The organism is Mesorhizobium sp. USDA 4413 (assembly GCF_056280365.1).
The window spans coordinates 3,399,372-3,412,142 of sequence record NZ_JBVPRP010000001.1 but is presented as its reverse complement, the minus strand read 5'-3'; the positions used below and the strand labels follow the sequence as shown (position 1 = coordinate 3,412,142).

The 12,771-nt window shown below is 64.1% G+C and carries 17 protein-coding genes, 3 tRNA genes and 1 pseudogene; 8 read left to right on the top strand and 13 right to left on the bottom strand.

Features of this window, described 5'->3' with window-relative positions:
* The first annotated feature begins 62 nt into the window (after positions 1-62).
* The gene (locus ACVMIM_RS16385) at positions 63-968 is read left to right on the top strand and encodes a LysR family transcriptional regulator (protein ID WP_476113224.1); all 906 of its coding nucleotides are present in this window, start codon (positions 63-65) and stop codon (positions 966-968) included.
* 40 nt (positions 969-1,008) lie between these two features.
* Here the strand turns inward: ACVMIM_RS16385 and ACVMIM_RS16380 are convergent.
* The 5 genes from ACVMIM_RS16380 to ACVMIM_RS16360 form a co-directional block, all read right to left on the bottom strand.
* A tRNA-Arg gene (locus ACVMIM_RS16380) sits at positions 1,009-1,085 on the bottom strand.
* Between the two features lie 13 nt (positions 1,086-1,098).
* Complete coding sequence (locus ACVMIM_RS16375) at positions 1,099-1,407, bottom strand: HigA family addiction module antitoxin (RefSeq protein WP_476113223.1); 309 nt, start codon at positions 1,405-1,407, stop codon at positions 1,099-1,101.
* Between the two features lie 27 nt (positions 1,408-1,434).
* Complete coding sequence (locus ACVMIM_RS16370; RefSeq protein WP_476113221.1) at positions 1,435-1,713, bottom strand: type II toxin-antitoxin system RelE/ParE family toxin; 279 nt, start codon at positions 1,711-1,713, stop codon at positions 1,435-1,437.
* A gap of 83 nt (positions 1,714-1,796) precedes the next feature.
* Positions 1,797-1,873, bottom strand: a tRNA-Arg gene (locus tag ACVMIM_RS16365).
* A gap of 51 nt (positions 1,874-1,924) precedes the next feature.
* Positions 1,925-2,230 (bottom strand): ETC complex I subunit, encoded by a 306-nt coding sequence (locus ACVMIM_RS16360; protein WP_041001802.1) that lies wholly within the window; start codon positions 2,228-2,230, stop codon positions 1,925-1,927.
* 243 nt (positions 2,231-2,473) lie between these two features.
* Between ACVMIM_RS16360 and ACVMIM_RS16355 the strand changes: the two genes are divergently transcribed.
* The 4 genes from ACVMIM_RS16355 (at position 2,474) to ACVMIM_RS16340 (ending at position 5,695) form a co-directional block, all read left to right on the top strand.
* Positions 2,474-3,442, top strand: a complete 969-nt coding sequence (locus ACVMIM_RS16355) for an NAD(P)H-dependent oxidoreductase (protein ID WP_476113220.1) — start codon at positions 2,474-2,476, stop codon at positions 3,440-3,442.
* A 135-nt stretch (positions 3,443-3,577) separates the two neighbouring features.
* A complete protein-coding gene (locus ACVMIM_RS16350; protein ID WP_476117254.1) occupies positions 3,578-4,753 on the top strand; it encodes a flavin-containing monooxygenase in 1,176 nt (391 codons plus the stop codon).
* 73 nt (positions 4,754-4,826) lie between these two features.
* Positions 4,827-4,903: transfer RNA gene (locus tag ACVMIM_RS16345), tRNA-Pro, on the top strand.
* 69 nt (positions 4,904-4,972) lie between these two features.
* Complete coding sequence (locus ACVMIM_RS16340) at positions 4,973-5,695, top strand: hypothetical protein (RefSeq protein WP_476113218.1); 723 nt, start codon at positions 4,973-4,975, stop codon at positions 5,693-5,695.
* A 193-nt stretch (positions 5,696-5,888) separates the two neighbouring features.
* Here the strand turns inward: ACVMIM_RS16340 and hdaA are convergent, their stop codons facing one another.
* Genes hdaA through ACVMIM_RS16325 form a run of 3 tightly spaced genes read right to left on the bottom strand, consistent with a single transcriptional unit; the run spans position 5,889 to position 8,386 of the window.
* Positions 5,889-6,593 carry a DnaA regulatory inactivator HdaA gene (hdaA, locus tag ACVMIM_RS16335; protein WP_278050982.1) on the bottom strand — a complete coding sequence of 235 codons (705 nt, stop codon included), beginning with the start codon at positions 6,591-6,593 and terminating at the stop codon, positions 5,889-5,891.
* Between the two features lies 1 nt (position 6,594).
* The gene (locus tag ACVMIM_RS16330) at positions 6,595-7,740 is read right to left on the bottom strand and encodes an AI-2E family transporter (RefSeq protein WP_476113217.1); all 1,146 of its coding nucleotides are present in this window, start codon (positions 7,738-7,740) and stop codon (positions 6,595-6,597) included.
* 13 nt (positions 7,741-7,753) lie between these two features.
* The gene (locus ACVMIM_RS16325; protein ID WP_476113216.1) at positions 7,754-8,386 is read right to left on the bottom strand and encodes a CDP-alcohol phosphatidyltransferase family protein; all 633 of its coding nucleotides are present in this window, start codon (positions 8,384-8,386) and stop codon (positions 7,754-7,756) included.
* A 183-nt stretch (positions 8,387-8,569) separates the two neighbouring features.
* Here ACVMIM_RS16325 and purM point away from each other — a divergent pair, with 183 nt between their 5' ends.
* The 3 genes and pseudogenes from purM (at position 8,570) to ACVMIM_RS16310 (ending at position 10,878) form a co-directional block, all read left to right on the top strand.
* The gene (gene purM / locus ACVMIM_RS16320; RefSeq protein ID WP_476113214.1) at positions 8,570-9,649 is read left to right on the top strand and encodes a phosphoribosylformylglycinamidine cyclo-ligase; all 1,080 of its coding nucleotides are present in this window, start codon (positions 8,570-8,572) and stop codon (positions 9,647-9,649) included.
* Positions 9,646-10,353, top strand: a complete 708-nt coding sequence (purN, locus tag ACVMIM_RS16315) for a phosphoribosylglycinamide formyltransferase (RefSeq protein WP_041001810.1) — start codon at positions 9,646-9,648, stop codon at positions 10,351-10,353. The genes purM and purN overlap by 4 nt, the downstream gene beginning before the upstream one ends.
* 8 nt (positions 10,354-10,361) lie before the next feature.
* Positions 10,362-10,878: pseudogene (locus tag ACVMIM_RS16310) on the top strand (SixA phosphatase family protein).
* A 72-nt stretch (positions 10,879-10,950) separates the two neighbouring features.
* Here the strand turns inward: ACVMIM_RS16310 and ACVMIM_RS16305 are convergent.
* The 5 genes from ACVMIM_RS16305 to ACVMIM_RS16285 all read right to left on the bottom strand — a co-directional run bounded on the left by ACVMIM_RS16305 (position 10,951) and on the right by ACVMIM_RS16285 (position 12,748).
* Positions 10,951-11,199, bottom strand: a complete 249-nt coding sequence (locus ACVMIM_RS16305; RefSeq protein WP_476113213.1) for a DUF680 domain-containing protein — start codon at positions 11,197-11,199, stop codon at positions 10,951-10,953.
* Between the two features lie 270 nt (positions 11,200-11,469).
* Positions 11,470-11,679 carry a DUF680 domain-containing protein gene (locus ACVMIM_RS16300; RefSeq protein ID WP_476113212.1) on the bottom strand — a complete coding sequence of 70 codons (210 nt, stop codon included), beginning with the start codon at positions 11,677-11,679 and terminating at the stop codon, positions 11,470-11,472.
* Positions 11,680-11,999: 320 nt separating this feature from the next.
* The gene (locus tag ACVMIM_RS16295) at positions 12,000-12,206 is read right to left on the bottom strand and encodes a DUF680 domain-containing protein (RefSeq protein ID WP_476113210.1); all 207 of its coding nucleotides are present in this window, start codon (positions 12,204-12,206) and stop codon (positions 12,000-12,002) included.
* A gap of 55 nt (positions 12,207-12,261) precedes the next feature.
* The gene (locus tag ACVMIM_RS16290; RefSeq protein ID WP_476113209.1) at positions 12,262-12,468 is read right to left on the bottom strand and encodes a DUF680 domain-containing protein; all 207 of its coding nucleotides are present in this window, start codon (positions 12,466-12,468) and stop codon (positions 12,262-12,264) included.
* A gap of 49 nt (positions 12,469-12,517) precedes the next feature.
* The gene (locus tag ACVMIM_RS16285) at positions 12,518-12,748 is read right to left on the bottom strand and encodes a DUF680 domain-containing protein (protein ID WP_278050974.1); all 231 of its coding nucleotides are present in this window, start codon (positions 12,746-12,748) and stop codon (positions 12,518-12,520) included.
* Between the last annotated feature and the right edge of the window lie 23 nt (positions 12,749-12,771).

Genomic DNA, 12,771 nt, shown 5'->3' with positions numbered 1-12,771 from the left:
TTTCTTGCTGATTCCAGCGCCGATATGTCATCATAATCCGGACTTCAGGTTGGGAATGACACATGCCTTATGACGGAAGATTGCTGTCCGGCGTGACGGTCCTGATGGCGGTGGTCGAAGCAGGCTCAATGGCGCGGGCCGCAGACGCGCTCGGCATGACCGCCTCGGGCGTAGGCCGCGCCGTCCAGCGGCTGGAGGCCCGTATCGGGGTGCGGCTCCTCGACCGCACGACGCGCACCATGCACCTGACCGACGAAGGGCGACGCTTCTACGAGCGGGTCGGCCCTCACCTCGACGGCATCGAGGAAGCGGCGGTAGAGGCCACAGGTGCCACTTTGGTGGTTCGCGGCAGGCTGCGCGTCAATGTCGACCCGTTCTTCTCGCAACTGGTGTTGGCCGGGCATGCCGGCCGGTTTCTGTCCCTATATCCGGAATTGCGCCTGGAACTCATCATGCGCGACGCGGTGGGCGACCTGGTGGCCGACGGGTTCGATCTCGCCTTGCGCTTCGGCGATCCGCCGTCCGGCTCGCTCACCGCGCGCAAGTTGTTTGAGACGCGCATACTCACCGTCGCCGCTCCCGCTTACATCGAGCGCCGGGGCCGCCCGCAGTGCCCCTCCGATCTGCCCGACCACGACGCCATCGACTTCTGGGATGCCGCGCATGGCCGCGCCTATGAGTGGGAATTTCGCCGCGGCAACGAGGTGCTGCCGGTCAGCGTCGAGACCAGGCTGATGACTTCGGACGCGCCGACCATGCTCAACGCCTGCCTTGCTGGCGCCGGTATCGCGCAGGTCCTGGAATTCGCGACGCGCGAGCAGGTGCGCGACGGGCGGCTGATCGAGCTGTTCCCCGACTGGCGGGACGAACTCTTCCCGCTCCACGCGATCTACCCTTCGCGACAATACCGCACCGCCAAGGTGCGGGCGTTCGTGGATTTCGTGGCAGATCTCTTGGCGAAAGTTTAAATCCAGAGTCAACCGGATTCCGTAAGCCATTGAACAAAACTGGCGATCCCGGCAGGATTCGAACCTGCGACCATCGGCTTAGAAGACCGATGCTCTTTACAACTGAGCTACGGGACCGCCGAGCAAACTTCTAAGCCGCGTGCAAAGTCGGTATAGCGCTCACATCCACTTCCCGTTCGGCGTGCCAGGCATCATGGGCTGCCTGCATGCGAAGCCAGACTGCAGCGCCGTCGCCGAACATTTTTCCAAGCCGAGCCGCAACGGCCGGCGATACCGGCTTCCGTTCGCGGGTGATATCGTAGAGCTGCTGTCGGGAGATTCCGAGCAGCCTGGCAATTTCCACCTTGGTCTTTCCAGTCGCCGGGATGATGTCCTCAAGCAGCGCTCCCGGGTGGGACGGGCAACGCTCAATCGGACGCTTCGGCTTGTGCTCGCTCATCAATCAAACTTCCCCAGTCTGTCCGCCTCAATGATACTGCTCGAAATCGACGCGGGCGGCGTCTTCGCCGTCGAATTCAAATGTAATGCACCACGGGCCGTTCACGTGAACCGTATAGCGGGTCGGGTCGAAGCCTCTCAGCGCGTGAAAATCAAACCCCGGCAGGTTCATATCTTCCGGCCGCTCGGATGCCTCAAGGCGATCAAGCCTGACCAGGATGCGCTTATGCATCTTGACGTCGATCTTCCCGGTTTTCCCGGTCTCGAACAAATCGGCCAGCGCTTTGCTCTTGAATGACTTGATCATGCCTCACGTAAGCAGATAGCGTACACGAGTCAATCTCATGTAAGCAACACGCGTACATTTGCAATCGACAAGAATTGCCCAACTGGCGATCCCGGCAGGATTCGAACCTGCGACCATCGGCTTAGAAGGCCGGTGCTCTATCCAGCTGAGCTACGGGACCGTCGGCCGGCCGGGCCGGCTGATGTTATGCCGAGGCGACGCAATAATAGAGTCAGTGCGTCCAAGGCGTCCTGCGGTCATAGCGGAAATTGTCCGAATAGGAAATCTGCCGGCGCTTGGCTTCCTTCGGCTCTTCGACGCGGTAGGCGATCTTTTCCTTCTCGGCATAGGCGATCGCCTCTTCCTTCGTGTCGAAGGTGAGCTTCACCTGGCTCAGCATGTCACCCGAGCTGGTGTAGCCCATCAGCGGGTCGATCTTCTTGCGCTGGGCGGGGTCGAATTCCAGCACCCAATACCCGGTCTTGGCCTTGCCGGACTGCATCGCGGTTTTGGCTGGACTGAAAATGCGCGCGGACATGACCACCTCTTTGTCGCCCGAAGACCGGGCCCGTTGTTCAGCGCTATTTCCAGGATCCGTCGGGAGCCTGAAATCTCACGCCAACCCGTCATTACTGTGCAATCACCGCGGCGGCAAGGCCGCAAGCGCCGAGGGGCTCCCGCGACGGCGCGGGGAACCTCGCTCCGCTGCCGACATTATCGAAACGTCGGCCGGGCCGTGCCGGCCTTCCCTGTGAGCCACCACCAAAACGGACGTTTCGCCATGACCGATGCAACCGAACATGCCGTCCTGCAGCTCGCCGTGCTTGTCGGCAGCCTGCGTGCCCAATCCTTCAGCCGCAAGATCGCCAAGGCGCTAGCCGCCCGCGCGCCGGATTCGGTGCGCTGCCGCTTCGTCGAGATCGGCGAGCTGCCGCTCTACAACGAGGATCTGGACGGCGACAGCCCGCCGGCGGCGTGGTCGACCTTCCGCGCGGCGATACGCGAATGCGACGCGGTGCTGTTCGTCACCCCGGAATACAACCGCTCGATCCCGGGCTGTCTGAAGAATGCGCTCGATGTCGGCTCGCGTCCGCCGGGCAAGAGCGTGTTCAAAGGCCTGCCCGCCGGGGTCGTCAGCGTCAGCCCGAGCAAGATCGGCGCCTTCGGTTCCAACCAGGCGCTTCGGCAGACCTTCGTCTTCCTCGACATGCCGGTCATGCAGCAGCCGGAGGCCTATATTGGCAATGTCGCGCAGCTGCTCGACGACAAGGGCGCCGTTACCAATGCCGACACCGCAGCCTTTCTCCAGACCTTCATGGCCGGCCTGGAAAGCTGGATCAGGAGGGTGCATCCCGGCGGCTCGTCCTTCGATGCCTTCATGAAGGAGCGCGAGAAGATCGCGGAGGACTATGTCAACGGCGATGCCACCTCGCTGAAGGCGATCGTCACCCATGCCGGGCCGGCGAGATTCTTTTCGCCGCGCGGCGACCATCTCGAAGGCGCCGAGGCGGTTGCGGGTCGCTACGAGCGCGATGCTGCGAGCTTCCACAAGGGCGGCAGCACCGACCTCGAGGTGCTGCAGGCTTCAGCGAGCGGCGATCTGGCCTTCTGGACCGGCTTGCAGCATGCCAAAACCCGCATGGGCAGAAACGGCGAGTCGACCGAGATGACCTTGCGGGTGACGGAAGTGTTCCGGCTGGAGGATGGCGCCTTCAAGCTGGTGCATCGCCACGCCGACCCGGTTCATTAGCCAGCATTTGTAAAACCCGCGACACAATGCCGGCGGTTTTTGCAACAGCCACCTATTCGTTTTGGCGGGTAGGCGGCATATGTCAGATACATGATCGTGCCACTTGAAGGCATGATGACGACGATAAAGACACGAATGGGCGCGGAAGCGAAAGTCTTGCCGTCGGGGGTCGGCGAGCCAGCGATACTGGACGGCACGATTGTCATCGGCGCAGGCGCCGCGGGGCTTGCCGCCGCGCATGCGCTGGCCAGGGCCGGCGTGACGGTGCAAATCCTGGAGCGCGAGGGGCGGCTGGCCGAGCCCTGGCATCGCCGTCACGACAACCTGCATCTTAACACGCATCGCGACCTCTCCTCATTGCCCGGCGTTTCCTATCCGGCAGGGACGCCGGCTTTCCCGCATCGAAGCGCCGTCATCCGCCATCTCAACGATTTCGCCAAAACGCACCGGCTGCCGATCTCCTTCGGCGTCAAGGTCGACGAAATCGAATTTCGCGACGACCACTGGCTGCTGCGCACAAATACGGGTTTGATGGCGGCGCGGTCCGTGGTGATCGCCACCGGGCGCGACCGGCAACCCTTCATTCCGGCCTGGAAGGGCATGGAGGATTTTTCGGGATCGATCATCCACTCCGCCGATTTCGGCAAGGCAAGCGACTATGCCGGCAAGAAGGTGCTGGTGGTCGGCGCCGGCAATTCCGGTTTCGACGCGCTCAACCATCTTTCCCATGTCGAGACAGGCCAGATGTGGCTTGCGGCGCGCAACGGACCTTCCCTGCTGCCCAAACGCATTGCCAAGATCGCCGTGCACCGCATATCGCCGCTCATGGCCAGCCTACCGACAAGGCTCGCTGACGCGGCCATGGCGGCAACGCAGCGTCTTGTGTTCGGCGATCTGACGAAATACGGCCTGCCGCCTGCCCCGGCGGGCGGGGCCAGCCGGCTCGGTTCCGACTATACGGCGATCGCCGCGGATGACGGCGCGGTCGAAGCCATCAAGGCCGGGCGCATCATCGTCGTGCCGCAATTGCGCGAATTCAGGCCCGATGGCGTCGTGCTCGACAACGGCCAGACGATCGCGCCGGATATCGTCATTGCGGCCACCGGCTATCGCACCGGGCTGGAGACGATGCTGGGTGGGCTTGGCGTGCTCGACGCCAAGGGCGTGCCGCTGTTCAACGGCGCCGCGAATGATCCGAAGCTCCCTGGACTCTGGTTCACCGGCATGCGGCCGAGCATTCGCGGCTGCTTTGCCAACGCAATAATCCAGGGCGCCGCGATCGCCAGGAAGATCGCCGGCCAGAAGCGCTGAGCTGAACGGTCACTTTCGACCTCCGTTTTTGTGTTGCCTTCCAGGCGCGCGCCCCCTATACGCCGCGGGATGTCGGAGTGTAGCGCAGCCTGGTAGCGCACCTGATTTGGGATCAGGGGGTCGCGTGTTCGAATCACGCCACTCCGACCATCGCTTCCTTCCTAGACAGAACCGAGCCGGTCTCGGCGTCCTTGCATTCCGGCCAGAGGGGATCTCACCTTGGCAGCGGTGGTCGTAGCGATCCTCGACAGGGACAATTGGGACGCCAATACCGACATCATCGTCGTCGTGGATGGCGCCAAGCGACGGTTGACATGGGTGCCGCGCGACCTGTGGTCTCCCGTCATAAATGACCGCGTCAATGCAGCCTTCGCCATGGGTGGCGGCAAGTTGCTGCTCGACGCGCTGGCGGGACTGGGATTTATGGCCGATAGCGCGATCTGCCTCCGGCGCGGCGCGACCGAGGCCGCGCTTGCCAGCGCCAGCATCAGGGTGCCGATCCGCGCGCCGCTCGATTTCTGTTATCCGCTGACACCGACAAGCCGCATCGAAGACGGGCGCCAACAGGTTTCCTTCCGCCCGCCCGCCGAAACACTAAGAGGCGCCCGCCTCCATCAGTGGATCGGCGCCCGCACGATGGTCAATGGCGAGGGCACCGACTTCCATCGCATGGGCCGGCAGATCGTCTTCCTGCGCGCGCTCATCGCCCAGGGTTTCGATTTCCACCTCGTGCTGAAGGATCCGGAACTGGTGCGGATCGACGGTGACGATCCGCTTCCCCTGCTTGCCCGCGTCTCGGCCAGCTGGCGCATGCAGGTGCATGACTGGGTGGATGACGCCGTTATCGACGGCAAGATGGTGCTGGTCCCGCGCAAACCCAAACCATGGTGGCGGCGAAAATGGCGAAGGCTGCGGGACAGGCTCAAGGGTACGCGGACCTAGCCCATTTCGTGCCGCTAGAACGGTAAACCCGCCGGGCGAGAACCCCAACACCTCGAGCCCGGCGAGCCTACAACCCGATCTGAAACGCGATCGGGGCCGGGGTCAGCCGGCACTGTCTGCGTTGCAAGAGCGATGCCGGAAAGACTGTTCCGGAATGGGACAGCCACTCTAACGTCGCGCGGGCAGTTCAACATCAGATATCGAACTCGCCCTGCCCCTCATCCATGGCGCTGACGGTCTCGGCCGCGAGCGCACGGGTGATCGGCGTCTTGCGCTCGAGGGCTGCGCGGTCGAGTCGCTCGACGACGCGCATGGCGGTGCCGAGCGAGCGCTCGATGCGGCGCACCAGATATTGCACCACATGCGGCTCGACCTCGACCTGACGGTCGGCGAAGAGCTTCGTGATGACGCCGGCGAGCAGCAGATCGTCGGGCTCGTGGATCTCGATCGTCGCTGCCGCCTTCAACCGCGAAACGAGATCCGGCAGCGCGACGCGCCAGGCTGAGGGGAAACGCCGCGCCGTGAGCAGCAGCGTCGAGCCCGCGCCGCGCACGGCGTTGATCAGGTGGAACAGGCCTGGCTCGTCGATCGCCGCCTTGTCGATGTCGTCGACGAGCACCGGCTTGCTGCCGAGACCGGCTATGTGGTCGCCGATCCGGCCGGAATCGATGGCGACGGCATGCGCCCTATCCTGCCAGATCCGGGCGAGATGCGTCTTGCCTGAGCCGGGCGGCCCGGCCAGCACCACGACCGGTGACGGCCAGTCCGGCCAGCGGTCGATCAGCGATGCCGCTTGCGCATTGGTGCCCGAGACGACGAGCTCGTCGCGCGAATAGCCGGTGCCGTGGCCGAGATCGAGCGGCAGCTGGCGCGGCGTATCTGCTGGCTGAGCAGCCATTTCAGCCCTGCGTCGAGCGGTGGCCGCCGCCGCGATCGGCCGGCAATGGCGGCACGGGCTCGGCGGCGTGGCCCTGGTAAAGCGGCGATTCGAGATAGCGGGCGATGGCGAAGCGGACCAGGACCGCAATCGCCGCCGAGGCCGGTACGGCGATCAAAAGGCCCACGAAGCCGAACAGCGCGCCGAAGGCGAAAAGCGCGAACATCAGCCATACCGGATGCAGGCCGACGCTCTTTCCGACCAGCCGCGGCTGCAGGATGTTGCCCTCGATGAACTGGCCGACGAAGAACACGCAGGCGACCGCAACGACCATGGTCCAGTCCGGCCAGAACTGGACGAAGGCCACGCCTACGGCGAGCACCAGTCCGGTCAAGGAACCGACATAGGGAATGAAGGAGATCAGCCCGGCGAAGAAGCCGATGAGGATGGCGAAGTTCAAGCCGGTCAGCGTCAGTCCGGTCGCGTACATGGCGCCGAGCACCAGGCAGAGCGTGCCCTGCCCGCGCACGAAGCCTGCGGTGGCGGTGTTGATGTCGCGGGCAAGCGCACGCACCGTCTCGACATGGTCGCGCGGCACCCAGCCATCGACCTCGGCCACCATACGGTCCCAGTCGAGCAGCATGTAGAAGGCAACGACCGGGGTGACGACGAACAGGCTCACCACCGAGACCAGCGCCACGCCCGAGCTCCAGATCGAGGTGAAGACGGTGGTGAGCAGGCTGAAGCCGGAGGTCAAGAGCGAATTCAGCCCTTCGCGCAGGCCGGCGGCGTTGACGCCGAAGCGCTGCTCCAGCCATTTCGGGTCGAAACTGGTGATCAGCGACTGCAGGCGGGTGAGATATTCCGGGAGCTTGCGGGCGAAATCGGCCATCTGGGTCGCCAGCACCGGCACCAGGATGACGAAAGCCAGCACCACAACGACGATGAAGGCGATCAGGATCACCACCGTCGCCATGAGGCGCGAAAGGCCGAGCCGCTGCAGCCAGTCGGCGACCGGGTCGAGGAAATAGGCGAGCACCATGCCGGCCACGAACGGCAGGAGGATGCCCGAGAAGATGTAGAGGAACAGCGCCAGCAACACGGCCGTCGCCAACCAGAAGAAGATCTGGCGGCGAAGCCCGCCCGAGACGTCGTCGGCGACGATCACCGCGCCATCGCTGTCAGGCGTCCGCGCCGGAGCCGCCCGATTTGCCGATGTCCGACTTGGTGTCGCCCGACTCGATGTCGCCGGTTTGGGAGTTGCTCGTCCGGGAGCCTTCGCCATAGCCGCTCATATGCTTTAGCCAAGCCACGAGATAGGCTGCGGCCGAAGCCACGGTCAAGACCCCGGTCAGCAATATGAGCGCGGTCCGAAGCGGGCCGAGATGCACCGAAAAAGCAAGCTCGCCCAGCACAAGCGCCGCCAGCACGATCTGTGCGGCGGTGTTGGCCTTCGACACGAAGAGAGGCTTCACCTCGACCGGATGGCTCATCACGCTGGACAAGAGCACGGCGCAGACGATCAGCCCGTCACGCGAGACCACGGTCACCACCAGCCAGAGCGGCAGTTCGCCGGCAAAGCCCATGACGACGAAGACCGAGACCAGCAGGAGCTTGTCGGCGACCGGATCGAGATAGGCGCCGAGGCGGGAGGACTGGTTCCAGCGGCGCGCGATGAAGCCGTCGACGCCGTCGGAGATGCCGGCGACGAGGAAACCGGCGAAGGCCCAACCCCAAAGCGACTGCAGCATGGCCAGCACCACGGCGGGCACGAGCAGCAAGCGCAGGATGGTGATCAGGTTGGGGATGGTCACCGCATGTCCCGTCGTGGGTTATAGGGAATAGATGAGGGAGATGGGCGGCGCGGCGCAAGTAGCGGGGGCGGCTTCGGCGCCTCGTCCACTTTCCACGGTTTTGTCCATCTCAACATCCGTCATCCTTGCTCCCCGAAACCATTCATGCGAAGAGCCCGCAATGGAAACAGGGACGAGCCGACGATGAGCAAGGGCGACAAGGCCAAGCGCAAGAACGGGCTCACCTATGCCGAGGCGGGCGTCGATATCGATGCCGGCAATCTGATGGTCGAGAAGATCAAGCCGCTGGTGCGCGCGACGCGCAGGCCGGGCGCCGAGGGCGAGATCGGCGGCTTTGGCGGGTTGTTCGATCTGAAGGCCGCAGGCTTCACCGATCCGGTGCTGGTCGCCGCCAATGACGGCGTCGGCACCAAGCTCAAGATCGCCATCGAGTCCGGCAAGCACGACACGATCGGCATCGATCTCGTCGCCATGTGCGTCAACGACATCGTCGTGCAGGGCGCGGAGCCCTTGTTCTTCCTCGACTATTTCGCCACCGGCAAACTCGATCCGGACCAGGGCGCTTCGATCGTCGGCGGCATCGCGCAGGGCTGTCGACAGGCAGGCTGCGCGCTGATCGGCGGCGAGACGGCGGAGATGCCCGGCATGTATCACGACAAGGACTACGACCTTGCCGGCTTCGCCGTGGGCGCGGCCGAACGCGGCCAGTTGCTGCCGACCGACGATATCGTCGAGGGCGACGTGCTGCTCGGCCTTGCCTCCTCCGGCCTGCATTCCAACGGCTTTTCGCTGGTGCGCCGCATCGTTGCCGCGAGCGGGCTTGACTGGAGCGATCCGGCGCCGTTCAACGAGGAGCTCAGCCTCGCCGAGGCGCTGCTCGAGCCGACGCGCATCTATGTGAGGTCGATCCTCAAGGCGATCCGCAACACGCATGGCATCAAAGCCCTCGCCCACATCACCGGCGGCGGTTTCCCGGAAAACATTCCACGCGTGCTGCCGAAGGATTTTTCCGCCGAGCTCGACCTCGAGGCGATCGACGTACCCCCGGTGTTCTCGTGGCTGGCCAGGACCGGCGGCGTCGCGCCGGAAGAGATGATGCGCACTTTCAATTGCGGCGTCGGCATGATCCTCGCCGTCGCCTCCGGCCAGGCGGCTCAGGTGGCGGCGGTGCTGCAGGAAGCCGGCGAGACGGTGACGCCGATCGGCCGCATCGTGCCGCGCCGCGACGCGGGCGTCATTTACCGGGGCTCGATCGGCCTATGAGCAGGAAACGCACGGTCGTCCTTATCTCGGGACGCGGCTCCAACATGACGGCGCTGATCGCCGCCGCCGCCGATCCTGCCTATCCAGCGGAGATCGTCGGCGTCATTTCCGACCGCGCCAACGCCGCCGGTCTCGGCATCGCGCAGTCGCGCGGCATCGCCACCAAGGTCATCCAGCGCGCCGACCATCCGAGCAAGGATGCCTATGACGCCGCAATCGATGCGGCGCTCACCGGCTTCGGCGCCGATATCGTCGCCCTGGCCGGCTATATGCGGATCCTCGGTCGTGGCCTCGTCGAGAAATGGCAGGGGCGCATGGTCAACATCCACCCTGCCCTGCTGCCGGCCTTCAAAGGTCTGGATACGCACGCGCGTGCGATCCGCGCCGGCGTTCGCATTCATGGCTGCTCGGTGCATTTCGTCACGCCCGAGATGGATGACGGCCCGATTATCGCGCAGGCCGCCGTGCCGGTGATGGTCGGCGACAATGAGGACACTTTAGCCGCGCGAGTGCTGAAGGTGGAGCATCGGCTCTACCCGCTGGCGCTGGGTCTCGTCGCGGAAGGCAAGGCGCGTATGGAAAAGGGCCACACCGTGCTTGCCCATTTCGCCGACGACGCCGACAACGCCACCTCGGTGGTGATGGCGCCCGACCCGCTGCGCGAGGAGACGGACCTCGAACAGTTGGCGCGGATCACGCCGTAGAGGCTGCAATGCCCCTCAGACAACTGCTCATCCTGCGCCACGCCAAGTCGAGTTGGGACGATCCCAAGCTTGAGGATTTCGACCCGTCCTCTCGCCCCGCGCGGGCTGAAGACGGCGCCGCTGATGGGCCGGGAGCTTTCGCGGCGCGGCTGGTTGCCGGATCTGGCGCTGGTCTCGCCAGCGCTGCGCACACGCGACACCTGGAGGCTGGTCGCCCAGGAACTGCCGAAGCATGCGCAGGCGGAATTCGCGGAGGAGCTCTATGAGGCCGCGCCAGCCGCCATTCTGGCACGCGTGCGGCAGGCCAGGGCGACGAACCTGCTGGTGATCGGCCACAATCCCGGCCTGCAGCATTTTGCGCTGCGGCTGGCCGGCGCCGGGTCGAATGAGGGTGCATTCAAGAAGATCGAAGCGAAGTTTCCGACGGCAGCGCTTGCCCGCTTCACGCTGGACGGGGATTGGGCAAATCTCGACTTCCACGGCGCGCGGCTGACCCATTGCCTTCGGCCGAAGGATTTGACGTAGAGCCCAAGGCCTGCCGGCCCATAAGCAAAGCGGCGGGCAAGCCCGCCGCCTTCAATATTTTCAAAGACGAGCTCAATTGCCCCAGTTGTCCGATGGCGGACCCGGCCAATCTGCAGCGCCGGTCGCGCCAGTCTTCATCTCGGTATCAACCTTCGGAGCCGGCTTGACTGTCTTGTGCTTCAGGATCGAGGCCGTGACGTTGGTGTCGGCGCCAACGGTTGCCTGGTTCATGCCATCAGCGCCGTAGTGATCGCTGCCAGCGGATGCGGTGCCCATGGCGGCGGCAAGTATGGCGGCCGCGACGAATGCAATCCTGGTCATGTTCGATTTCCTTGTTGTGTCGTTCCATCGCGGTGGCCTTGGGAGGATGGCCCCGCTGCCGAGAAGACCCGCGGCGGCCGCGATTTATTCCCGGCGCGTTCGCCTTTTCAGCGGCCGGAGCAGCGTCGGCTTCGACTTCGCTCCAAAAAACGCAAGCGATTACAAATGCTTGTGATACAGAAACTTGTGAAGTGATTCATATTGCCGGTAGCCGGCTGTATAAATGCAAAGCGGCGGGACAGGCCCGCCGCTGGTATTTTCCGCACCGGATCAATGGTTGCCGAACAGGTCGTGATTGGTGCTCTGCGCGGCGACTGGCCTGCGGACATCCGCGTCCGACTTCGTGATCGAGGTCGTCACGGTCCGGTCGATGGTGATGGCCGGTTGGTTGGCGTTGGCCGAGCCGTAATGGTCGGAACTGGCGAAGGCAGAGCCCGTGGCAACGAGAATGGCGGCTGCGGTGAGTGCGATCTTGGTCATTTCAAATACTCCTGGTTCTGGGGTTGCGCTTTTCGATCGGGCACGGTTGACGATCCGATGACGCAGTGGTGCCAGGACGACCTCGGACATCGCCCGGGGTGCTGCCCGCTCGTTCCACTCGCTTGAATTTCCTTGCATCGGCCCCGTCTAACGGCCCTTGCTCCCACTTCGATGGCAGCCAAGGCCCCGTTACAGGCATCACCGCTTCGTGATGAATGCTTGATCAGCAGCCGCAAAGCCGGTCCTTCGGATAGCCGGCTGCATAAAAGCAGAGCGGCGGGACAAGCCCGCCGCTTTGAGGTTCGTCTAGGACAGAACGCTTAGTGGTTGCCGAACAGGTCGTGGTTGGCACCCGCGACGACCGACGTCTGGGCGTCCGCATCCGACTTCTTGACCGAAGCGGTGTAGGAGGTGTCGACCGAAGCGGCCGGCTGGTTGGCGTTGGCCGAGCCGTAGTGGTCGGAGCCGGCGAAAGCGGCACCGGTGGCGACGAGAAGGGCGGCGGCGGTAAGAGCGATCTTGGTCATTTGAGTTACTCCAGATTCAAAATTGTTGGTCGAAGGTTCGCCTGGGCGAACCCGATTAGTGGTTGCCGAAAGGGTCGTGGTTGGCGCCCTGGACGACCGGCTTCTGGGCATCCGCATCCGACTTCTTGACCGAAGCGGTGTAGGAGGTGTCGACCGAAGCGGCCGGCTGATTGGCGTTGGCCGAGCCGTAGTTGTCGGAGCCGGCGAAAGCGGCACCGGTGGCGACGAGAAGGGCAGCGGCGGTAAGAGCGATCTTGGTCATTTGAGTTACTCCAGATTCAAAGTGGTTGACGTGGTCAGGGAGGGACCGCTTAGCGGCCCCAGATGCCCTGGCCGGATTCCGGCTGGTTCTGAGCCGGCTTGATGTGGAGGTCGCGCTGCTCGAACTTGCGGATCGAACCCGTGACGGTGTTGTCGACATTGCCCGCAGGAGCGGTCACGGCCGGCTGATTGACGTTGTCCGAACCATAGTGGTCGCTGCCGGCGAAGGCGCTGCCCGTGGCAATGAGGAAGGCAGCCGCGGCAAAAGCAATCTTGTTCATTTTAGGTACTCCAGATTTTAAAG

Coding starts and splice junctions, on each gene's coding strand:
- ACVMIM_RS16385 (WP_476113224.1), top strand. CDS start 63: ATGCCTTATGACGGAAGATTGCTGTCCGGCGTGACGGTCCTGATGGCG.
- ACVMIM_RS16375 (WP_476113223.1), bottom strand. CDS start 1,407: ATGAGCGAGCACAAGCCGAAGCGTCCGATTGAGCGTTGCCCGTCCCAC.
- ACVMIM_RS16370 (WP_476113221.1), bottom strand. CDS start 1,713: ATGATCAAGTCATTCAAGAGCAAAGCGCTGGCCGATTTGTTCGAGACC.
- ACVMIM_RS16360 (WP_041001802.1), bottom strand. CDS start 2,230: ATGTCCGCGCGCATTTTCAGTCCAGCCAAAACCGCGATGCAGTCCGGC.
- ACVMIM_RS16355 (WP_476113220.1), top strand. CDS start 2,474: ATGACCGATGCAACCGAACATGCCGTCCTGCAGCTCGCCGTGCTTGTC.
- ACVMIM_RS16350 (WP_476117254.1), top strand. CDS start 3,578: ATGGGCGCGGAAGCGAAAGTCTTGCCGTCGGGGGTCGGCGAGCCAGCG.
- hdaA (WP_278050982.1), bottom strand. CDS start 6,593: ATGGCTGCTCAGCCAGCAGATACGCCGCGCCAGCTGCCGCTCGATCTC.
- purM (WP_476113214.1), top strand. CDS start 8,570: ATGAGCAAGGGCGACAAGGCCAAGCGCAAGAACGGGCTCACCTATGCC.
- purN (WP_041001810.1), top strand. CDS start 9,646: ATGAGCAGGAAACGCACGGTCGTCCTTATCTCGGGACGCGGCTCCAAC.
- ACVMIM_RS16305 (WP_476113213.1), bottom strand. CDS start 11,199: ATGACCAGGATTGCATTCGTCGCGGCCGCCATACTTGCCGCCGCCATG.
- ACVMIM_RS16300 (WP_476113212.1), bottom strand. CDS start 11,679: ATGACCAAGATCGCACTCACCGCAGCCGCCATTCTCGTTGCCACGGGC.
- ACVMIM_RS16295 (WP_476113210.1), bottom strand. CDS start 12,206: ATGACCAAGATCGCTCTTACCGCCGCCGCCCTTCTCGTCGCCACCGGT.
- ACVMIM_RS16290 (WP_476113209.1), bottom strand. CDS start 12,468: ATGACCAAGATCGCTCTTACCGCCGCTGCCCTTCTCGTCGCCACCGGT.
- ACVMIM_RS16285 (WP_278050974.1), bottom strand. CDS start 12,748: ATGAACAAGATTGCTTTTGCCGCGGCTGCCTTCCTCATTGCCACGGGC.